Annotated in this window: 18 protein-coding genes; all 18 read left to right on the top strand. The window is 42.6% G+C overall.

Annotation, left to right across the window (positions count from 1 at the left end; all coding sequences use genetic code 11):
* Nucleotides 1-22: 22 nt before the first annotated feature.
* The gene (locus I588_RS19090) at nt 23-4,687 is read left to right on the top strand and encodes a SpaA isopeptide-forming pilin-related protein (protein WP_010758500.1); all 4,665 of its coding nucleotides are present in this window, start codon (nt 23-25) and stop codon (nt 4,685-4,687) included.
* A complete protein-coding gene (locus I588_RS19085) occupies nt 4,684-5,376 on the top strand; it encodes a pilin N-terminal domain-containing protein (RefSeq protein ID WP_010758499.1) in 693 nt (230 codons plus the stop codon). The genes I588_RS19090 and I588_RS19085 overlap by 4 nt, the downstream gene beginning before the upstream one ends.
* 60 nt (nt 5,377-5,436) lie before the next feature.
* Nucleotides 5,437-7,191 carry a sortase family protein gene (locus I588_RS19080; protein ID WP_010758498.1) on the top strand — a complete coding sequence of 585 codons (1,755 nt, stop codon included), beginning with the start codon at nt 5,437-5,439 and terminating at the stop codon, nt 7,189-7,191.
* A gap of 10 nt (nt 7,192-7,201) precedes the next feature.
* Complete coding sequence (locus I588_RS19075; protein WP_010758497.1) at nt 7,202-9,337, top strand: glucosaminidase domain-containing protein; 2,136 nt, start codon at nt 7,202-7,204, stop codon at nt 9,335-9,337.
* Nucleotides 9,334-9,876, top strand: a complete 543-nt coding sequence (lepB, locus tag I588_RS19070) for a signal peptidase I (protein WP_010758496.1) — start codon at nt 9,334-9,336, stop codon at nt 9,874-9,876. Before I588_RS19075 ends, lepB (I588_RS19070) begins: the two co-directional genes overlap by 4 nt.
* 16 nt (nt 9,877-9,892) lie before the next feature.
* Entirely contained in the window at nt 9,893-10,660 is a 768-nt protein-coding gene (locus tag I588_RS19065; RefSeq protein ID WP_010758495.1) for a hypothetical protein, read from the top strand.
* A gap of 1 nt (nt 10,661) precedes the next feature.
* A complete protein-coding gene (locus tag I588_RS19060; RefSeq protein ID WP_010758494.1) occupies nt 10,662-12,092 on the top strand; it encodes a coiled-coil domain-containing protein in 1,431 nt (476 codons plus the stop codon).
* Nucleotides 12,067-12,795 (top strand): winged helix-turn-helix domain-containing protein, encoded by a 729-nt coding sequence (locus I588_RS19055; RefSeq protein WP_010758493.1) that lies wholly within the window; start codon nt 12,067-12,069, stop codon nt 12,793-12,795. The genes I588_RS19060 and I588_RS19055 overlap by 26 nt, the downstream gene beginning before the upstream one ends.
* A gap of 672 nt (nt 12,796-13,467) precedes the next feature.
* Nucleotides 13,468-14,574 (top strand): tyrosine-type recombinase/integrase, encoded by a 1,107-nt coding sequence (locus tag I588_RS19050; protein ID WP_010758492.1) that lies wholly within the window; start codon nt 13,468-13,470, stop codon nt 14,572-14,574.
* Between the two features lie 346 nt (nt 14,575-14,920).
* Nucleotides 14,921-15,838, top strand: coding sequence for a hypothetical protein (locus I588_RS19045; RefSeq protein ID WP_010758491.1), 918 nt, complete (start codon nt 14,921-14,923; stop codon nt 15,836-15,838).
* A 15-nt stretch (nt 15,839-15,853) separates the two neighbouring features.
* Complete coding sequence (locus I588_RS19040) at nt 15,854-17,020, top strand: hypothetical protein (RefSeq protein ID WP_010758490.1); 1,167 nt, start codon at nt 15,854-15,856, stop codon at nt 17,018-17,020.
* A 75-nt stretch (nt 17,021-17,095) separates the two neighbouring features.
* Nucleotides 17,096-17,524, top strand: coding sequence for a signal peptidase I (gene lepB / locus I588_RS19035; RefSeq protein ID WP_245569606.1), 429 nt, complete (start codon nt 17,096-17,098; stop codon nt 17,522-17,524).
* A complete protein-coding gene (locus tag I588_RS19030; protein WP_010758488.1) occupies nt 17,521-17,835 on the top strand; it encodes a hypothetical protein in 315 nt (104 codons plus the stop codon). The genes lepB (I588_RS19035) and I588_RS19030 overlap by 4 nt, the downstream gene beginning before the upstream one ends.
* Entirely contained in the window at nt 17,825-18,898 is a 1,074-nt protein-coding gene (locus I588_RS19025) for a glucosaminidase domain-containing protein (RefSeq protein ID WP_010758487.1), read from the top strand. The genes I588_RS19030 and I588_RS19025 overlap by 11 nt, the downstream gene beginning before the upstream one ends.
* A 13-nt stretch (nt 18,899-18,911) precedes the next feature.
* The gene (locus tag I588_RS19020) at nt 18,912-19,865 is read left to right on the top strand and encodes a signal peptidase I (protein WP_010758486.1); all 954 of its coding nucleotides are present in this window, start codon (nt 18,912-18,914) and stop codon (nt 19,863-19,865) included.
* A 61-nt stretch (nt 19,866-19,926) separates the two neighbouring features.
* Entirely contained in the window at nt 19,927-21,243 is a 1,317-nt protein-coding gene (locus tag I588_RS19015; RefSeq protein WP_010758485.1) for a hypothetical protein, read from the top strand.
* Between the two features lie 41 nt (nt 21,244-21,284).
* Nucleotides 21,285-22,043, top strand: coding sequence for an LPXTG cell wall anchor domain-containing protein (locus I588_RS19010; protein ID WP_010758484.1), 759 nt, complete (start codon nt 21,285-21,287; stop codon nt 22,041-22,043).
* Nucleotides 22,040-22,891, top strand: coding sequence for a BsaA family SipW-dependent biofilm matrix protein (locus I588_RS19005; RefSeq protein ID WP_010758483.1), 852 nt, complete (start codon nt 22,040-22,042; stop codon nt 22,889-22,891). The genes I588_RS19010 and I588_RS19005 overlap by 4 nt, the downstream gene beginning before the upstream one ends.
* Nucleotides 22,892-22,903 lie beyond the last annotated feature (12 nt).

The raw sequence follows: 22,903 nt of genomic DNA, 5'->3' as shown, positions 1-22,903 counted from the left end.
GAGTAGAAAGGAAAGGTAGAAGATGCACAACCAAAAACGATTCAAAAAACTACTCGCTCTTTGCCTTCCGCTCCTGATTGTCCTGGGGGTGGCGGGTGCCATCTCCAAAGGGCAGTTTTTAAAAGCATCAAATAATGAGTCACAGTTGGTTACTGTTTTTAACGAAGATGAAGAGGTAACTGGAAGTTTTGAAACAGCTAAAGAAGCCGTAGAAATTACTCTTACAGCCAAAGAAGCTGGTATTTATAGTATTCCGTATGACGAAGCGAACTATAGCCTAGATTTTGTCGCTAAAGATGCTAATTTAACTTATTACGAGTTGGCAGAAGAAGAATTTGATATAGATGTAGGGATTTTCCGTCAACCGGCTCCAATGATGGAAAAGTCGGAAACAGCAATTTCAGAAACAGAAGAATCTGAAGGCATAGAAGAAAGTGAACCGATTGAACCGCAAGAAGAAATACAGGAAGCACCTGAAGTAATTTCTCCAGTGATAGAACCTTTGCCAGATTGCGGTGTCTTTAAAGTTAGAAATAGTGAAGAACAGGAAAAAGGAGAGTTCTATTTAAAACTTGAAAAAGGTCAGGCTGTTACTTTGTCCGTTCAAAAAAATGCTCAATCGGACCAGCTAGTGGTACTATCGAACGCGAAAGATACCGAACAGAAGCAAACCTTGATTCAATTCAAGAGCGAAGCAGAAGAGAATGCTCCAGAAAAAGACACAACTGAAATTAAGGATAATGAAAAAGAAACGTCAGAAACAGTAACAAAAACTGAAGATGTTGACGGAATGGAAATGTCAATTGCTCCGTTAGAATTAAGGGAGGGACCAGATGTTGTTCGTCTGAAAGATCCTAAGCTCGTCATTCAAACGGGAGAAAAAAACTTTGACCCAGACGATGCACCTGGGCATGATTCATCTCCAACTAATGATATTGTGCGTACTTGGGATAAAGTTACTTATGCATATTCATTTTCGCTTGAGTCCACCAATCCTTTGAAGGCATACAAAGATATTAAATATCAAATTAATGCGGAATTTAAGGAATCACGGAAAAAAGTAAATGGGCAACTACGAGATTATGCATATTTTCCTGAAGGGATGCAAACAGGAAATAACGGTGCTGAAGCTAGAGATTCATATTACTCAACAAGTGGGACTCTTGCAAGTTCTTCCAGTATAGTCGATTCAGTTATCAACTTACAAGTGTTGGGGGCTACACATAATTATGAACTGTTTCCGACAATAACTATCACAATTTTAGAAGCCACTGATGTTGACACAGGAGAAATAATTCCTATCAATGCAATCTCAGAGAATATGGTGAAAAAAAAGGTAAAGGTTTCAGCTAAGCCTAATGTTAAGGCGACATTAGCAGAAAGTGGATCGGACTATAATTTGATGTCCACATTAACCAATGATAATAGTCTAAATGCAATGGCTAAGACACTTGGAGTGAAGTTTTCGGTAGTTCCGTTAACTGATTCAGGGATTGTTCGTAAAGGAAGTTTGTACGAACAATTACTTGGTGCTACTTATCCTACTGGGAAAATTGATGTAGAAGTTCAAACTAGTGCTCGTTTTCAACCTCATAGTGGCACAGATCACACCATAATTTATGGTACAGATCAAAAGCAACCTCAACTCACCCATTATGGTTTTTTAGCACCTAATTCAGAAAATACAGACCAATTGACCAAAACACCAGAATTTGCTCATTATACTTTTAAAAAAATGTCAATAAATAGTCCATCGTCTATGCCAGGATCGAGAGATATTAGTACTGCAAAGAACACGAAATATCTTGTTTATGATACAAATCAATTATCTGCATCAAACAAGAATGTTAATACTTTTAGCTTCTCTGTTAATAATCCAGCTGCAATTCATAAAGATGGATTAACAAGATACGCATCAACTACAGAGGAAAACGTTGGGCAATCCACGTTTGCTTCAATTGCGGGAGTGGTTTCGATACCATACGACTATTTATTGGACAAGAATGGTTCAATATTCACAGATTTTAAAACAACTACTATTGAATATGAGGGACAAAAAAAATCCAATACATCAAACTATCAATATCAAAGAGGAAATACTCTTCCGGGATCAATCATTTGTTTTAGTCCAGCCAGCGATATTTATGGAAGAAAAATTGGGACAAATCCTTCACAGAATTGGACTCCATCAGGCGATGGCGCGATTTATAAAAATGAAAAATTTACGACCACGGGAATGTATGATGCAGTCTCGCTAGATATGAAATTTTTATCAGGAATCACTGCCTGGAATGCACATAGCTTTGAGTATGATTCAAGTCGCTCAGTTAGATCTTACGCAAGGCCCAGTCAGGGATCAGATGGGAAGATTAATAGTCTTCTTTACGGAATAAAGAAAGATGGGAAATTAACTCCAGATACAACTGTCCGATATTCAACAATGGATTCAAGTTATAACTGGTATGCTACGTATGATGAAGCAAAGGCAAAAGGTACCATTTCTGCCATAAAAACGATAGCTGAAAAAACCGGAGTAGAAGCAGGATTCAAAATTGCAACCGAAATTCCATTAAAGGCTATTGGGCCTGTAAATAATCGAGCGAAAGATCAGTTTGGAAATTCAAACATTGTTGTATCCTCAGCACGATCACTTACTAATTCTAATAAAGAACTGCTGAGTTATCCTCCTAATGGGTCATATAAACCTACTCAGTATGATGAGGAGAATAAAATCCAACCTGGTTCAGAGCATCAGCCTGCCAATCTTTATGGAAATACATTATTGATTGTGCCATTCAGTGCTCGTATAACAAAGTCACCTGTTAGAACTGGTTATAACTCAGATGAGGTAGTTCAGTGGAAATTGACTCCACAAATTGAAGCGAACGAAGACGATGAAATCTCCTTCACAATCAAAGATACTCTGCCGAAAGAGCTAGCTTATATAGCAGGGAGTGCTAAATATGGTTCTCAATTAATTGAACCCTCAATAAAAGAAGAAACAGATGGATCAACCACTTTGACTTGGACAATTCAGTACAATAAAAAGAATATACCGCTTCAAACTCTAGTCTTCGATACAATGGTGCAAGGAAAACATATGCAATATGATGCTACAAATACAAAATCAGTGAAGAATAAGGCAGTGATTTCAGCTGAAAATAAAGATGGGTTAACGGATGAATCGTTAGAAATTTTACGGACAGCTGAGGCAAGTACGACAATTACAAAGGTTTCAACTACAGTCATTGAAAAAAGCACTGTTAATTCTAAAATTGAAGTAGGTACAAAAGATGCAGCATTAGTAGACGGAGAAAAGAATACAACATTAAATTATCGCTTATACAACAAAAATGAATCTAAATATCCGATGAAAGATGCCCGAATTCTAGATGTCTTTCCGTATTTTTCAGATGGACGAGGTACATCCTTTAAGGGCTCTTTTGACTTGCTCTCTGTCAAAGTGACGAGTGTGAATATACCAAAGATTTATTATACGAAGCAATCAATTAATGGCTCGTTAAATCCTAATGACATTGATGTAACTTCTGGTTGGAGTGTTTATACAGGTGGGCGAGTGACCGATGTCAAGGCGATTTACTTAGAATATGATCAACTAAATGTTGGAGAAGATAATACAATTGATATAGCTTTGGTTGCGAAAAACCAAAAAATTAATGATTTGTTTGTAAATAGCGCAAAGCTAGACAATTATAATAATAATCCAGTCCAATCCATTTATGTAAAATCAACCGTCATTGCTCGGTCAATTAAGGGAGTCGCTTGGTACGATGATAACTTGGATGGGAAAAAGAATCCGTCAGAAGCAATTGTTCCGAACATTCCAGTGAAGTTGTATCGTACCAGTAATGAAAACAAAAGTTATAAAGATGAATTAGTCAAAGAAAATTTGACTGGATTCAAATTCATTGATGGTTCTGGAAATTCGACAATTAAAACAAATTCTTCTGGAGAATATGAATTCCCTAATCTTCCAGAAGGGGATTACGTTGCTTACTTTGAAATTAATGGAGAAGTGAACGCTAAGAAGATTAAGGTAACCACGAAGGACAGCGGAACCTCTTCTCAGACTGTAGATACTTCTAAAGTGAATAGCGATACGCTCAAAACAGATAGTTATAGCACACCGACATTAACGGGAGGCAACTTCCCAAATAATGAATGGAAAGTGGAAAATATCAATCTTGGTTTAATTCGACCTGGAACGATCAACCTCTTCAAATATGAAGCCGGTACAGCGATTGATGGAAACAAAGATGGCGAATTAAGTGACCCAGAGAAAGCGACTGGAACGCCATTAAAAGGTGCAGTTTTCGACCTTTACGAAGGACATACAGGCTCTGGAAATAAACTGGGTACGGCCACTACTGATGAAAATGGGAAGCTTCAGTTTAAAGACCTATTCCCTGGCGAATACTCCCTAGTAGAAACCAAAGCCCCATCTGGTTTTGAACTTTTGAAGAAACCACTCAAAGTGACCATCACACAAGGAAACCAAGTCATTCAATTGTACCAAGACAATGATGTCCGAACCGATCTGCCATTTACAGGTGGCGATAATCCAATGATCATGATATTGTTGGCAGCTGCCAGCTTAATGACTGTCGGATTTATCGGCATGATGTTCTATTACCGCCAGCCGAAGCGAAGGAGGCACACGCGATGAAAAAGAGATGGACGATTTACTTGCTGCTTTCTTTGCTGCTGGGTGTGGTTCTTTTGCCGCAAGTGGTTGCGGCAGAAGAGGCGGGCTATAGCATTACGATTCAAAAGTACAAACTGACTGAAGGAGTGACCTTGTCTGAAGATGTTCCCCAGGATGGGACGAAGGCAGAAAAAGTTACCGATGCTGAGGGAAATCAGCTGGATCCTTTATCTGGTATCACTTATGAAATTGTGCGGGTCTCTCCAATGGAAGGGACCAGTGAATTTCGCCCAGTCGAAGGAGTGGATGCTTTTTCAGCCACCCTCACAACGGACGATCAAGGGACAGCTCGCGTAGGGAATCTGGTTGCGGGAACGTATCGCGTCAGTGAAAAAGCCACAGATACATTGCGTCAAGTGATGGAGCCCGTGACTTTTGAGCTGCCATTGCCGCAACGAACGGGTGAAGCCTTATCAGATGTTTATCTGTATCCAAAATCTAGTATTCAGGCCTTGCCTGGGACTTCAGGTACTAAGGAAAAAGATCCTTCCAACCCAACCGCCGCAGAAGCCACCGCTGCCAACAAACGGTTGCCGCAAACAAGCGGTACATTAGGCACCATGCAGCCGCTGTATCTGATACTGGCACTGATTGTAGTGATGGGTGCGATTGGCGGATACTTTATGCGAAGCAAGAAGCATCATTTTTAGAGAAGAGTGACTCATTTGAGTTGCTCTTTCTTTTCAAGTGGAAACGAGAGGAGAAAAGGAATGCCTCAAGCAAAAAAACAAAAGAATAATCATTCCTTTTTGATGATCTTTGCCATTGTGATGATCGTCGTCGGGGTCATTATCCTGTTGTATCCGATTGTTGGCAATTACTTAGCCAATCGGGAGCGCAGCGAGGCTACTGCCAAGTACGACCAAGTCTTAAAACGCATGAGCCAAGAAGAAATTAACCAGCAATGGCAGCTGGCTAAAGAATACAATCGGTACATTTACCAAAAGCAACAGGGAGAGAATCCCGAACCGATGGCCTACAAAAATATCGCTAACGTGGGCGACACCATGGGTACTATTGATATTCCGGCGATTGATATTGAAAAGATGCCGTTCTATCATGGGACCTCCTATCAAACCTTGGATAAAGGGTTAGGGCACATTGAATCTACTTCGATTCCAGTGGGTGGGAAAAACACACGGGCAGTGATTACTGGTCATAGCGGTGTGAAAAATCAGGTGCTTTTTACCGATATTCGCAACTTAACCGAAGGCGATGTCTTCTATATTAATATTCTGGGTAAACGACTGGCCTACGAGATTGATTCCTTTGAGGAAATTCTGCCCAGTGAAGCAGACAAGATTAAGGTTCAACCAGGCAAGGACAAGGTGACTTTGTTGACGTGTACGCCACCAGGAATCAATACCTATCGGTTGTTGGTAACTGGACATCGTATTCCCTACAAACAAGCGGCGAAGAAGAAAGTCAAAAAGCGCAATACTTTCAGTTATCAAAACATGGTGTTAGCCACCTTGGCCTTCAATGTCTTGTTGTTTATTTTGTTAATGGCGATCTATCGGTACCAATTAAAGCGTCTGCGCTCCAAAGAGGTAAACGTCTATGTGAAGGCCGCCAAACGTTTGCGGCAGTTGTTCTGGGTGACGCGTGCTTATTTCTTCCTGTTGTTCTTTGCGATGCTGGCAACGATCGGTTTGGCGATTTATGGCTATACCCAGATGCAGGAGGAAAGCGCAATGGCCGAGGTTCCGATTGGCACTCAGTCCGAGTTGGCTGAGTACAACCTGGATAAAATCAGTCAAGCCAACTATGGCGAAAAACAAATTGCCAGTGTGAACATTGCCGATTATGCCAAGGCGAAAACTAGTTTGCAGGATACTACTAATCAATGGGGGATTGGCAAGCTGGTGATTCCAAAGGTTGATATCAATCTACCTATTTTGGCCGGTTTAGCCAATCAGAATTTATTGACTGGGGCAGCTACCTATCAAGCTGATCAGCAGTTAGGAAAAAGCAACTATGTGCTGCTGTCCCACAATATTTTCGATCAGGATCTGTTGTTACATAGGATTCAAAACTTGAAGGAGAAAGACGCGATCTATGCCACGGACTTCAAAAGCATTTTTCAGTATGAGGTCACGGTAAACAAAGTCATTCAGGATACCGAGGTGTCTTATGTGGAAGAGAGCTCGGTCAATCAAACACCCATAATCACGTTATTGCGGTGTGAAGGCGACATTGGCACCATTTATCGTCGAGTTGTCCAAGGAAAATTAGTTAAACAAGAACCCTTGTCTGAAGCCACTGACCAACAGCTCAAAAAATTAGGGATAAAAAAAGAAGGCCCCATCAAAAATGGCGAGCTGCTGCAGGCGGATCCTGTGCCCAAAGTTACCAAAACCAGCATGAACATTGCGGCTAAGATCATTTCTGATCCGATGCAGACCGTAGTGCCCTTATTTTTATTGATGTTATTACCGATTTTATTTTTCAGCTTGATTCGTTAGGAGGAAATCCATGAAGAAACTCATTTTAGGCAGTGGACTGCTGGTGCTGGTCATCGTTACCGTGTTTAGCATTTCCACCAGTCGCAGCTTGAAGGCCAGCGATGAGCTGACGGAAAGTACCAGTAGTCAAATCAGCAGTGAAACGACGGTTCCTTCCGAGCCGATCACTGACCTGCCGCCAGAGGTTCTACCAGTAGAGCCGGTTCAAGAAGTCGGAGCGTCTGACTTACCTGCAGAAACCGAAACGATTTCTTCTGAAACACAAGTTACGGAGGAAACTTCTGTCTCAGAAGAAACTAGTTCAAGTGAAAGCTCAATGGAAGAAAGTTCGACAGAAACCAGCACGACCACTTCGTCTGAGCCTACAACTGAGACTAGTTCAACCAGCACCACTGAAACCAGTACGTCGCAAAGTAAGACCGAAGAAAGCTCTTCGACTAGCAGTTCTAGTCAAGAATCGATCAGCTCTTCGGAAAGCACAACGGAAGCTTCAACGAAACCACCAGTAGAAGAACCAACGCCTGAGCCAGAACCGACACCGGCTTCACCACCAGCCACCAGTGAATCAGCAATTGCCAGCTTTCCAGCACAACCCTCCGTTGTTGTGCCAGCAGCACCCTTGCCAACGATTGGATCAAGCAATCCGTTAGGCAATCGTGAAGTAGAGCTGGATGAACGTCTGCGCGTGAGTCAAGTTGCTGAGTCAGATTTCAATGGCTACGAATTGCCGCAGCTTTCCTCTTTCAGCGATCCAAAACAGGGCGTTCTGATTTATGAGGGCTTGAAGCAATTGGGAGAAAAGGAAGCGGCGTACACTGTTCAAGAATTTGTCGAAGGACTGTTTGGTCAATTATTCAACGAAAGCTTAGCGGAAGAATCGTTACAAGCAATCGAAGAAAAAGATCTTCAACCAGGCGATATTTTAATGGAAGACACTCGAATCATTGGGTTGTATTTAGGTGAGGATCATTACTTAACTGTTCAGGAAAAAGAAGTAGCGGCTTTAGAAGAGGATGCGGAAGAAACAAAACCAAGCACGGAAGAAATCTCCACAGATGAAAAAGGAACCACCCAAGAAGTGGTGATTGCCCATCTATCTGAACGTGAAGACGAATCACGTTCCGGCAAACGACCAAAGAAGCTAGTTAAAACGGCTTATGCTGAAGAAGTAGAAAAAGACTATCCTGCTTCCTTTGCGATTGAAGCCAATGATCAAACCCAACAGTTTATCGATCAAATTGCAGTGGATGCCCAGAAGCTGGGGCTGAAATACGATGTGTTTGCTTCGGTAATGATTGCCCAAGCCATTTTAGAAAGTGGTTCAGGTACCAGCGGTTTATCGGTCGCCCCCAATTACAATCTGTTTGGGGTGAAGGGCAGCTATGGCGGTCAATCCGTCAGTTTACCCACGCAAGAAGATCGGGGCAATGGGGAACTCTACACGATTTCGGCCGCCTTTCGCCGTTATCCAAGCTATGCAGAATCATTAGGTGATTATGTCTCTCTGATTCGTGAAGGAATTTCTGGTAATGAGGCCTATTATCAAGAGGTTTGGCGTTCAGAGTCCAAGAATTATTTACGAGCAGCCCAAGCATTAACTGGAAAATACGCGACCGATACTTCTTACCATAAGAAAATCAGCTCAATCATTGCGGCGTATCATCTGACAGTCTATGACGAACCATTGCCAGAGAGCGGCAGCACCAGTGCCATCTTGCAAGGCAAAGAATCCATTCCAGCAGAGTACCGGAAAAAGATGAAGCTGCCAGATTACGATGGCAAAAACTATAATCTGTCTGGCTCCTACCCAGTCGGACAATGCACCTGGTATGCCTTTAACCGCGTGACTCAGCTAGGTGGTCGAGTCGATGACTTTATGGGCAACGGCGGGGAATGGGGCACCAAGGGACGAGCGTTAGGTTATGAAGTAACACAAACGCCAAAAGCCGGCTACTTGATTTCCTTCACCCCAGGAACCGCGGGCTCGGATCCGCGCTATGGGCATGTGGCTTTTGTCGAGGCAGTCACAGATGAAGGTATTTTGATTTCGGAAGGAAACGTAGTGGGTGGCACCACTATTTCTTATCGTGTCATTTCTAATGACTTGGCGAAATCCAATCTGGTTTCCTATATCAAGCCGAAATGAGCAATCAGCGAAAGCAGTCGTCTTCCATTCACTGGTTAAAAACAGGAATCAAAGGCGTATTCTTTATCACCGGACTATTGATTCTGTTTAGTTGGGTGCATTACAACTACCTAATCCATCCAGTTGCCGGGACTTCCATGCAGGAATCTCTGCAGGATGGGGATCGGGTACTGCTAAACAAACGCTCGCCGATTGTCCGTTATTCAGTGATTGGTTTTTCTGTCCCTGAAGAAGACGGTATGTTTGTGAAGCGCGTGATCGGTTTGCCGGGAGATTCCGTCTTAGTTCAAGGCAATCGGCTAGTTCTAAGCATTGGAGATGAAGGCTTCACCACTACCTACACGTTTGATCTAGAGCCTAAGGTTGCACGGCAGTTAAAGCAAGACACCACGATTCCACCTCAACATTATTTTGTGATTGGCGATCATACCGCCGTCTCAAAGGACAGCCGTTCCTTTGGCTGGGTGGCGGCCGCAACGATAGAAGGCAAAGTGCAGTATCGGGTCTATCCATTCGCGGAATTTGGCCCGATTAATTAAGGAAAGGAGTCCCAGCATGTTTATATTAAATGCCCTAAGTGTCTTATTCGTGTTGCTTATCTTGGGTCTAAGCGGGTACCGTTTCCTGATTCATTACCGCATTCGACAGGTAGAGCAGTCCGAGCAGCTATCGGAAAACGCCCGGCGAAAGCTGTACCTCATTAAGCAAAAGGAACAAGAAAAGCATGTGCACATTTTACTAATCAATGGTCTGCTTATTGGGCTAACGGTTTTGTGTGTCACCCTTTCGTTGTTTCAAACCGAAGGAAAGGTAGAGACCCTGCGCGCACAAAGTGAGACGCTAAAGGACGAGACCTTCTCCTTGAAGCGGGAACAAAAACAGCTGATTACCAAGATTCCGGTGAAGGAATATCCGGAATCAGGGATCGGTTTAGCAGACTATCAATGGGACCAGCTGTTTAAAGACAATGGCAATGCATCCCTGCAATCGGAGATGGAACAGGGCTTAAGCCAACAGATTGTGCCGTACTTTGGCTTATCTACCCTGGTTCTTTCAATCGATGTCCCAACCAAAACCTTGAGCCTTTCATTAGTAGGGGATGTCAGTACGTCAGCCAGCGAAAAGACGATTCGGCAAAATATGACCGCCTTTGTCAAAGAAGCCGAGGCAGTGACCCAGCTGACCCAAATTCATTTTCAAATCAACGAAACCTCACAGGCAGACAATCCGATGGTCTACAGCTGTACCTATGGCCGCAACGAAGCGGAGGAGGCCTTTGAACTACTAGATGAAGCAGAGAAAAAAGCAAAGGATGACGACTAAGATGGCGACAAAACGCAAAAAGAAAAAGGATGGCTGGTTCTTCACCAAAAGTATTTTGGACGAAATCAATGAACTCTCTGATGAAGTCATTGAAGAACGTGTGGGTCCCATGGCTCAAAAAGAACACCCCGTTGAACCTAAGGACGACAGCGAACAAAAGGTTTATCAACTAAAACCCAAGCAAAACGAACCAGCGACTCGTGCATTGGAAGAAGAAAACCAGCAACTCAAAGAGCAGCAGGCTGTCTTGGAACAGACTAAGCAAGAACTGTTAAACAAACAAAATGAAATCACAACGGTAACGAAGAAACTGATGGCGCAAAAAGAGCAGCTGTTAAAGGAAAGAACCCAGCTCACTGAACGATTAGCCAGCTACGAAAATCAACCCGCAGTTAGCGAAGAACAAACCAAGGAACACCAACGATTAGAAGAAGCTTTGAAGCAAGCCCAAGCGCAGCTTGAAGCACAAAGCCGACAACCACAGGAAGAAGTAGCCCAGCTAACCAAGGAACTGCAGGAACTACGAACGAGATTAGAGCAATTAACGCAAGAACGACAAACGTTGCTCGCTCAGAATAATCAGTTAACCAATCAGCTCAACCAGCAACCACTCACCAGTCAAACTCAAATGACCCAGCAGGAAGAGCAGCAATTAAAAGAAGAAAAAGACGCCTTAAGCGAGGCGTTGTACCGAGCCCATAGCGATATCATTCATTTGCAGGGCCAAGTGGAGGAAGAACAGCAGCTTTCTCAACAAGTCCCACAGCTGAAGCAGGAATTAAAAGACCAGCAGGCTATCTATCAAAGTCTGAAAAAACAATTTACGACAGTTTCTCAAGAAGCAGCTAAACTGCGGGAGGCCGAAGCTTTAAACAACAAGCTGCAGCAGCAAGTGCAAGCGGCTGACGAGCAAGCAATGATTTTAGCGAGACAATTGACTGAGAAGGATCAGCTCATTCATTCCCAGCGACAACAGCTGCTGCAAAAAGAAGAAGCTGCTCAAACGCTGCAGACACAGATGGCTCAATTGGAGCAGCAGGTAACCGATGCCCAAACTGCTTATCGAGCAGAAAAAGAGCATGCCCAGCTGATGGAAGAGCAATTTTATAGCCTACAGGAAGAAACCGCTGCTAAACAAGAAGAAGTCAGCAAAATCCTCCTCTCTGCCAAAAAGCAAGGGGATCAAACCATCTTAGAGGCCCAACAACAGGCTGAGCAATTGATCCTTGCAGCGAAGCAACGTGCGGTTACGATGGAGGAGCATGCCCAACAGCTGGCAAATGAATTAATGACATCGAAACAAGATGTCCTAACGCTGTATCAACAGCTGCAGGAAAAAGTCGATCAATTCGCACAAAATATTGCTTCACAGGGGCCGCAAACCATAACGAAAGAAGGCGATAGCCATGAGTCAAGTCCTACTTTTAACTAAAAATATATTATCCGATCAACCTCTGCAGGAGAAGCTGCAAAACTTAAACCACGAAGTCTGGTGCTCCGCTCAGCTCGTGGATCAGGTGATGCGTATAGGCATGCCGCCTTCATTGATTCAACAGTTTCAGGCAGTCATTTTCAGCAAAACGATCTGTGATCAGGAAGCAGGTACACTGGTAGACTTCTTTCATCGTTATCCTGTGGCTATTTTGCGAGAGGTCGGTCTGCTTCCATCAATTGAAGACCAGGCAAGCTGGCAAAACCGAGGGCTGCACGGCTTTTTATTAGAGGATGAAGCCTTGTTTGACCTACGGGAAAAACTGTCTCAGGCACAAGTCAGTGCCAGTCAACAGGAAGCAAACAATCGACGAATTGTTCCGTTCCCAGGTGGTGAAACACCGAAGGAACTAAGTGCCATGAAAATCCATTTAACCGGTAAAGAACGCAAGTTGATGGATCTCTTGATCGAAGCACAAGGAGAACTGATCACCCGAAAAGAACTATGCGAAAAGATTTGGACAGAAGGAGAAACCCCATCGAACATGAGTCAGCTGTCGTGCATGATTAATCGAATCAAGCGCAAATTTGAGCAGCAAGGTGTGGAAGGTAAGCTTATTCTTACCCACTGGGGTAAAGGCTATCAACTAAGTGAGGCCTTTTATCAACAATGCATTGGGTATCAACGAAAGAATTATCAGTAGAATTATTAAAGAGGAACAGCAAAGGATTTGTAACTAAAAAGAAAGTTAAAGCGCCTATTGTAAGGTTAAATATCTTTTCCACTGATGGATAAACTAACTGTAGCAAATTCAGGAGGTCTCATTCAATTTGAGAAAAAGAGAGAGCATTCCTTTTCAGATTGTGGATGGAAAGTGGTAAAAGAATCAAATAAAAAAGAAGCTTCTACGAGAATGATTGATTTCGTAGAGGCTTCTTTGTGCTGGTTAAACTGAAAGAAATGGACAGGATAAACATAATTTCATCAATTTTTTTGCTACGCTTAATAAAAATTATGTTTTTGTCAGTAGACAACGATATATAATGTGTTAGGGTGTTAGGAATTTATGTAAGTTGAAGAAATGATTTAGAAAAGAAATTTTATGATGAAACTTTTGTTTATTTCTTAGTCTAATGAAGACTAAGAGATCCTTTAGCTGAGATAGCTGTATTTTTTAATTTGTTGTTTATTAACAATTCTAATTATAGAATACGAACAATAAATACGCAATATCTTTTAAAAAAATAATTAAAATGATTTATTCTTTCGCCCTTGTGGTGACTGAAGCTGGATGATGTGCTGAAAAAAGCCGGAATAAAAGGTAGTTTTATTTACCGTCAAAAATCCCGTCTCTATATAGAAAGGAAATGATAGTATGCGCAGAGGTGAAAACATTTATTGGCGTAAAGACAAGCGTTGGGAAGGAAGGTATTCCAAGGGCAAAAATGTTCACGGAAAAACGATGTATGGATCGGTGTACGGCAAGACCTTGCGGGAAGTCCGAGAAAAGCTCTATCCTCTGAAGGTTAAGTATCAAATGATTCAAAAAGATCAGGGCGAGTCGGCAATTTCTCTACGGGAATGGGGGTATCGCTGGCTTTTAGAAATGAAATCAACGATTAAGCAATCGACCTATGCGAATTATGAGCACAAAATGGTTCATTATGTTTTATCAGAAATTGGTGATTATGGCTTGAACGAATTGGATGAAGAGGCGGCAGAAGAGCTGCTAAAATCTTTACAGTTGAGAGGATTGAAACCTTCAACGATCCAGGTTATCTTCCGAATCACGAATCAGTGTATAAATGTTGCCATTCGTAAAAAGCTGATCAAAGAGAATCCATTTAAGCTGATACAGCTGCCGAAAGTAGTGAAGAAAAGGAATCAGGCGATCACCAGACAAGAACAAAAAAGGTTGGAAACAGTAGCGGCAAGTGAAAAAAATGGCAAAGGATTACCTGTTTTATTGGCACTTTATGCAGGCTTACGAATTGGTGAAATAGCGGCACTTACTTGGAAGGACATTGATTTTGAGAATAATCTGATTCATGTTCATTCGACGTTTCAACGAGTGTTCGGCGTAGTGGCAGGTAAGAAAACAGAGTTGGTTTATACCAGCTCCAAAACAGTTTCTTCAATTCGCTCGATCCCAATGAGCAAGCTGCTCAAGCAAGTTCTAATGCGTCAAAGAAAAAAATCTGCAGGTGAATTTGTTGTATCCCGGAGAGAACAGCCAGTAGAACCAAGGCTGTTAACCTATCATTTTCATCGAATTAGAAAGAAAGCGAAGTTAGGCACTATTCATTTTCATCAACTGCGCCACACTTTTGCGACTCGTTGTTTAGAAAGTAAAGGGGATATTGTGAGTGTCAGTGCCTTGATGGGCCATGGCTCCACACAAATGACCCTGGATACCTATGCGAGTTCCTTGATGGAGCAACAGTTCCAGGTTGTTGCTCAAATGGAAAAAGCAGTCGTATAAAACGTTTTCAAAAAAAAGAAATCGCCTTTTTTGGAGGAGTTTTTTTATCTTTTTTAAGGTAAGCGCTTACTCAAGGAAGGAAATAGCTTCTCCGAATTTTTTAGTTCATTTTGGAAGTGATACAAGCAGTTGAAAGACTGCCAGATCTATTTATAAATGCTTATCCCGTCAAAAACCGTCAAAGCACGGTCTTTTTTTATTGTCTGGCTAAGCGTTTTGAAGAGTTTCTTAGTCTTCATTAGACCAAGAAAAAAAGGATTTTTTGTGCTTGCTAAGAGTATAGATGAAATCAGCGGAATTTTCAAAATTCTGATTGATGAATTAGGGGTATAGAGGGGGAAAAGGCATGTTCGGATTTGGCAAACAAAAGAAGGATGCGTATCAGGAATCAAATCAAGAGGATTACTATTACGACGAATACGACAACGAAGGATATGAAGAGGATTATGGGTACGATTCCTACCCAGAGGATGAGTACGGGCGTCCTATGGATAACTATAACGACTATGAACGCGGAGAGCGACGTTCCAGACGGCGACCGGCACCACCTGTCGATGAACGATACGATGCCAGATACGAAGAGGATACCGAAACATTTTCAGCTCCGAAAGCAGAAGAGGACACTAGAAGACAACCAGACTCCCAACTGCAACAGGAAGTGGAACGCTTGGAAGAAACAGTTGCCCAGTTAAAGCATCAACTGGAAGTGAAACAAACTGAAATGACAGGGATGGCGACTACCCTGGCCGAAAAAGATCAAGCACTGCAGGAGTACCAGACTAAAGCAGAGCAACAAGTAGAAGACTGTCGGAGTGAAAAGGAACAAGAGCTGCGTCAGCTAAAGGTTGAAAAGGAACGACAGGTGCAAGAACTGTCCAGCCAAGTCGAACAGCTAAAAGCTGAATTGAAAGACAATACAACCAATCAAACAGAAGCTCTGGTGCAAGCCCAACGTCAGATTGAAGCACTTAAACAAACGCAAAAAGAAAATGAAGACATGAAAGCAGAATTGGCGACGATCCTGATTGAAACCAAGAAACAGGAACGAGCGATTTTGGAACGAGCAGAATACGAAGCTAAAGGCATTCGCAGCCAAGCTGAACAGGAAGCTCACCAAGTCATTCATGATGCTTCACTGGAATTACGCGTGATGAAGCAGGAAATCAGGAATTACCGCAAGCGTCTGCGTTCGGTCCAAGAAGAAACCACCCAGTTTTTTGTACGTTTGTTAGCGACAAGCGACAACTTATTGGATGACGAATAGAAGAGGGGATGAGGTTTGGTGAAACAAGCACAAAATCAGCTCGCCCTCTATCCAACACCAGCTCCCACCATGCAGGAGGAGTTGGTTTCACAGCCGCTGTTAGAAGAAATTGAACGGGCGTGTGAGTATTTGTATGCACCGCATGGCACCTTAAACGAGGACCAGCGGAAAAAGATTTATCAGCACTTTGAGCAATTATTTCGTTTGATGAACAGCAGCTATCATGTAGAGCTGTTATTGCCAACCGGCTATTTTGATTGGTTGAGTTTCTGGCAATCGCTGCATCAGTTTTTTCCGCAATTTGCTTGGATCAAAGCACAAACGGAAGAACCTAAATATGGCCGACGAATCTATCGCTTTGATTTTATTCCGTTAACTTTTCGCGAAGTCGGGTTTCCCTTTGCGATTCACTTAGAGGAGAGCCTGACACAACAGTTTCCCTTATCTGCCGAAGAAGCCTTGGAACGGGCAGAGCAGTTATTGCTTGAATTAGCAGGACAACATCTGTCAGATGTACCACCAAAGTCGAAGGAAGCACCAGAAAAGGTTGAGACTATTCCAGTTACAGAAGTAGCAGAACAGGTCAAGGAAGCAGAAGTATCTGTTAACCGAGTCCAACAGGAAGAAGTCAAACAAGAAAGCCAAAGCAAGGCTCGGCTGCGGGCAGTCAATCAAAAGCTGGAGATGGTGATCGAGAAGCTGGAGCTCTCCATGCTTTACAGCGGGATTCAATACTTCAATCAAGAGAGCAAAGAAGAAAGTGATTGGGATAAACGAATCAAGATCAGCTTGCGGGAGTATACCTATCTGCTTCAGAAGGCAAGGTTTTTGGAACAGATGTGGAACTTGAACGGCGAACTGGTGAATAAAACCGAAAAAATGACCGTGACTGGCAACAAGCTGGTCTACGAGCGAGATCAAGTCAAACAAATTAAAGCGAATCTTTCAGCCAGAGACATTCACTTCGTCTTGTATGAGTGCCAGGTGATTGAATCACGAGCCAAGGTCCATGCCAGACCGTGGTTTAGAAAACCCTACGTCAAGTTGATGAAGATGGATTACGACAATTTATTAAGCAAAGCAGCCTATTTCGATTTGCTTCAAGGAGAAAGTGCGTTATTAGAGCGAATGGTTCGAGAACAAAAGGATGCACCGATCAAAGAAGCTCAGGAGGTTGGTTGAGGCCGGAGATTTCAGTGGTCAATAGCTTCAAAGCTGGCAGGGGTGTTTATTCTTTGTTACTTCGTCTTTTTCGGAATATTTCGCGGTTATCATTGGCTCTATCCTAAGTATTTTGTTAGCGGAGAATCTATGAATCCAACCTTCTGGGAACAAGAGGTGGTCCAAGTCAAAGCCCATCATCAACCAGAACGATTCGATGTCGTAGTACTGCATCCGCCCAATGAGCCTGATGACCTGTACTTGAAGAGAGTAATCGGACTACCAGGTGAACGGATCGATTATCAGGATGGAAAGCTGTTAGTTAATCATGAAGTGATAGCTGATGACTTCTCCTATAAAACAGAAGACTTTGTTTGGGAAAGTTTATCCGAGGAAGTCATTCCAGAAGGCTACTACTTTGTGCTAGGAGATAATCGCAAAATTTCCAAAGACAGCCGGATTTTCGGTCTGGTTTCAGAAAAACAAATATTAGGAATCGTCAAAGAGGGGAACAAGAATAAATGAAGACACTGCAGGAAAAAATCGAATGGTACACCTTTTGGTATTGGGTCTATTGGCTCTTCTCTTTGGTCGTGTTGCTGGGTGTCTTGGTATTAGGAATCTTTTTCTACTTTACTGATTTTCAAGAGGTAGTCACTGTCAGCCAATTGTTTCTTTTAATGTTGCTGATGATATTGGCGCTCTATTTGCGAATGACTGCTTTACATTATCACAACGTTCTTTTCAAGTTGAAGCAAGCCGCAGCTCGACCAAGAAGACCAAGAGGACGACCACAGCCGCGACCGCAGGAAAGGCGGAAGCAAGATGAAGGGTAAGGTCTTGCTGGTGTGCTTAATTTTTAGTAGTTGCTTAATGGTTGGCTGCCAATCACAAGCGAAGCAAACTGTATCAGCAGCGGAAACAAAGGAATCGACTTCGTCCCAGCCAGAAACGGTAACGAAGATGACAACGGCTAATTCTGCAAAGGAGTCAACGCCGGCTACGGAGTCTTCTTGTATAGAAGAAATCAGCAGTAATGAAATTAGAGAATCCACGACTTCAATAACAGCATCAAGTGAAATTGAGAGCGTAACAAAAGAATCTAGTATTTCTGCTGAAAAAAATCCAACAGAAACAGCTCAGGTTCAAGCTCCACTACCAGCAGTAAAAGTGGAAGAGAATTACCAATTTTCAGTAGTGAAGAACCAAACGACAGAGGAATTTATCCAATCTATAGGAAAAGATGCGCAGATCATTGCTTGGGATGAAGGAATCTATGCTTCGGTGATGATTGCTCAAGCAATTTTGGAAACAGGTTCCGGTAACAGCCAATTGGCTCGGCCACCTCATCATAATTTATTCGGAATTAAAGGGAGTTATCAAGGGAAAAACGTGTCGTTTAATACGCAAGAGGACACAGGAGATGGCCAGTTATACACGATTCAATCAGCTTTTCGTCAGTATCCTAGTTATAAAGAATCCTTAGAAGATTATGCGGCATTGTTGAAAAAAGGGATTTCAGGAAATACAGGTTTTTACCAAGCAACTTGGAAAGAACATGCAGGAAGTTACCAAGTGGCAACTAAGGCACTGACTGGAAAGTATGCGACTGATATTTCATACGACAAAAAATTGAATGCATTGATTGAGACCTATCACTTAACAACCTATGATTTAGAGCCTGGCTCGGAAGAAACCACGGCTTCATCCGAAGATCCGGAAACGCCCAGTGAAAGTACGGAAGCTTCCATGGAACAGAAAGAAAATCAAGGAGCAGAATCAAGTTCGGCTGAAAAAACAAAAATCCTGACAAGTGAGACGAAGCAATCGGTCATCACACTACCTCCAATTACTCAGCGGCCTGCAAAAGAGGTGGCAGGCAATCGAAGAGCACAATGAAAGAAGGGGAAATATGCCAAGACAACGAGACTACCATGAGCGGGATTATGAATATGATACATCGCCCTATCGTGGTGAAAGGCCCCCTTCCAATCGACGTCCACATCGTAGGAATGAATATGAAGAAGAGTATTCAGAATATAGAAGACCTTATCCGAAGCGACCAACTGAACGAATGTACGGCGAATCAAGAAGACGAGAAGGACAACACGAGAGATATAAAGAAAACTATTCGCCAAATCGGATACCACGTAAATCACAGATGTCCTATGGTGACGTTTATGATCGCGAGCGAATACCGCCACCTCGAAGTACGCGGCCGCCACGACCGATGACGCCACCATCATCAGCACAGCCATTGCAGGAGGCAAAAAAGTCGACCAACAGAAAAATCTTTTTGTTTATCTACAACTTGTTTTTCTACACATTGACGATTGGCATTCTATTGAGTTCCTTGATGTTTGCTTTTAGCGAAAAGTCTGATGCGGCAATCTTTGGCTATCGCTTCTATCAAGTCTTAACTAACTCAATGGCACCACAACCGGATTCTCCTTCACGAGGCTTTTATGCTGGGGATATTGTATTAGTGAAAATGACTGATGGTAGTCAGGTGAAAGAAGGAGACATTGTCACCTTTCAAGTGGGCGAGGGTGATCGTTACCTAACTCATAGAATGGTAGAGCGTTTAGATGAACTAAATGGGGAAAAGGGCGACTACATTGTCACCAAAGGGGATGCCAACAACAGTAAGGATCCGCCGATTTCCGCCGACAGAATCTACGGAAAAGTGGCCTTTGTCATTCCCAAAATGGGCAGCGTCCTAAACTTTGTGCAGGAAAATCTGTGGTTATGTCTAGTGTGTGTGTTATCTACTTTTGGTTTCTTCTTGGTATTAAAGGCGTATTTCCTACAGCCAGAACCAGCAAGAAGGCCAAACAAACAAAGGAATTATCCAAGAGGGGTATAACTGCTTGTTTATACAAGCATTTATATAAAAGAAAAAAAGGATGTATAGGAGGAAAAAAGGAATGAAGAAGAATAGTAAGAAGAAAAAGCTGATGGCTGCGGCGGCAGCTTTAGCGTTAATCGCAGCCATCTCCGGGACGTTTGCCTGGATCACTGCACAGGATCAACGGATTAACCGGGCGGAATCTGCAGCAGTCAATGACAACAGTGTAACAGTAAAGGAAACATGGGAACCAAAACCATTGGTGCCAGGAACTGAAGCTACTAAGGAAGTTGCTGTATCCAACACAGGTACAGCGAGTGTATTTGTTCGGGTGTCTTACGAAGAAGTGTTGAAGCATTTGGATAAATTAGGTGCTGAAAAGTACGATCCAAGTTCAGTTACGGGCGCAAAATACACATATGTAGCGAATGACTCAGGCTTGAACAAGCATATGCCAATCAATTTCAATGGAGATCAATCTTATAAAGATGGTTTTGTTCAAGTGCCTGCTGGTCAGATTACAGGCTTGGCAACTCCGGCAGATGACAATGTGAAGTTATTGGTCAAAGGTGGAAAGACGATTGATCCAGTTACTAACGTTGAAAAGATCAGCTATGAAGCCAAATTAATGCATGAATACTTCACTCACGCAGACAACGCAGGGAAGAACCCTGGAGATACTGGTTATGATGCCAGCAAAAACAAATATCAATCAATGACTTTTGATATTACAGTAAGCAATGAAAACAGCAGCCTTGATGCGAAAGACTGGAACTTTGCTTTAACCAATGTGAAATACGGTTACTACGAAAATGGGTACAAAAATACGACTGTGAACTGGGCAAAATCATCTCTACCAGATGAAGACGGTGCAGCAACAGGTCGCGCATTGCTTGGTACTGACGGTGTTCGTTACAGCGTGAACTATGACTATACTTTTGGTGGATTAGGCTACGCTGCCGCTACAGACCTACCAGCGGTAACACCAGCAGCAGTAACGGATCAAATTCCAACAGGAACAGGTAACAAAGGTGTTCAAGCCGATACAAACGGTTTGGGCAAGAACAATATTCGGATTGGTTATAGTGCTGATGTAACGGATACAGCTACTTTAACTAACAGTAAGTGGGTCTACAATGAAGACGATGGCTGGTTCTACTACACTGTTCCTGTGAAATCTGGGGAAACAACCAAGAACCTATTGGAAAAACTAGTCTTTGAAAGTGCGATGGGAACTGAATATACGAATGCGTCTTATGACTTGATTGTGAAAATGGAAGCTGTTCAAGCCAATGCTGATGCATTAACTGATTCAGCAGGTTGGAATCTAGGTGGCGGTTCAGCACCAACAGGCGATACATTGTTGATTGTGAACAAGCTTAAAGCTGGCATTTAGTTGAAAAGGACACCATGAAAAGAAGGGAGAAGTGACAGAGGTTGAGAAAACTTATAACAGTACTGAGCAGTATCCTGTGTTTCTGTTTCTTCTTTTGCGGCACGTACGCAGTACAAGCGGCAAAAGCACTTCCTCCCGGCATGGTGATCGGGGATTCCGATGGCATGTATGCCACATCTGAGGGAGAATATTACATTGATCTAGTGGATATTCTCCCAGGAGATGTCTACGAAAAGGAGATTACCATTCGCAGCTTGGATCTAGAAGAACCCTTTTCATTAGGAATGTTGGTTGAAAAGATTGACTCAACAGGTTCTGTGGCTTGGGAAAATCATATTACGATGACCTTGATTTTGGATGGAAAAGAAATCTATCAAGGACCATTACTAGGGGATGCTAACCGTGATTGGACGAAGACACCTTTAGAGTTAGGTGTATGCAAGTATGGTACAGATAAATTGCTAGTAGCTGAATTTAAGGTAGATTCGTCTCTAACGAATGAAAATTTGCGAGAGAAAAGTACCTTGAATTTTTATTGGACATTTTTAGGTACAAAGGATCAACCAACTGAGCCTAGTTCATCCACCGAGCCAACCGATTCTAAGGAACCGATAACTTCAGGTGGTAGTTCCAGTCAATTACCACGAACACAGCCAAGTACATCCGCAGCTAATAATTCCAGCAGTAAGCTTTTGCCACAAACTGGGGAGCAAGTTGTCTACATGTTTCTGACAGGCTTATTGCTGGTACTGCTTGCTTTGTTCTTATGGAAAAAGCGGCGAGAGGAGGAGCAGGAATGAACCAAAAAGAAAAACGGCGTCATTTGTTTCGTACGTTTATCAAAAGTAAAGGCTTGTTTGCTTGCTTCTCCCTCTTGCTAAGTTTTCTTTTGATTGTTGGCAGTACCTATGCTTGGATCACTTCAGCAGATGAGCGTGTTAATCGAACTGATGCGAATCAGCGAAAGCTATCAGCGATTGTAGAGGAAGATTTTAGTCAAGTTTTTCATTGGTCACCTGGAACGACGAAGGAAAAGAATATTCGTGTGCGAAATACTGGTGAAGTACCAGCGATTGTTCGTCTCTCCCTCAAAGAATTCTTTGCAGGATTTGAAACTGATACAGCGGATAATCATGGGACTGGTGATGGCAATGGGAATTTGAAGGTATATGGTACACCAAGTGCAACGACGATTGATGTAAAGAAAACTGATACATGGGTTGTCGGAAACACGTATGGTGTGAATGCGAATACTCATTACAAAGCGAAAGTCGTTTTATTGGATCAGACGTATCCTTACAAAGGGACAAGAATGACGCCGCTACCTGCGATTGAACTGAATTTCGAAGCAGGGAAAGTGTTTGATCAAAGTAGTCCACCAGCAGTAAATACAAGCAGCTATTGGTACTACGAAAAAGGTTATTTCTATTATTCGGAGGTATTGCAGCCTAATGAAGTTACCCCCAACTTGTTGGATAGTATTTCCTTGAGTTCAGCCTATGCGAATCAAAATAAAGGAGCTCTATATAAGCTTGTGCCGGAAATGCAGGCGCATGACTTAACCAAAGACCTACTCTCAGATTGGAACATTGCTAGTAGTGATTATGTCCATACAATGTATCAAAATAAACTGGATAGCCCCAATTAGGCAAGGAGGAGC

Origin of the sequence: Enterococcus pallens ATCC BAA-351 (assembly GCF_000407485.1) — a bacterium.
GTDB classification, from domain to species: domain Bacteria; phylum Bacillota; class Bacilli; order Lactobacillales; family Enterococcaceae; genus Enterococcus_A; species Enterococcus_A pallens.
This window is presented reverse-complemented; position numbering and strand designations above follow the sequence as displayed.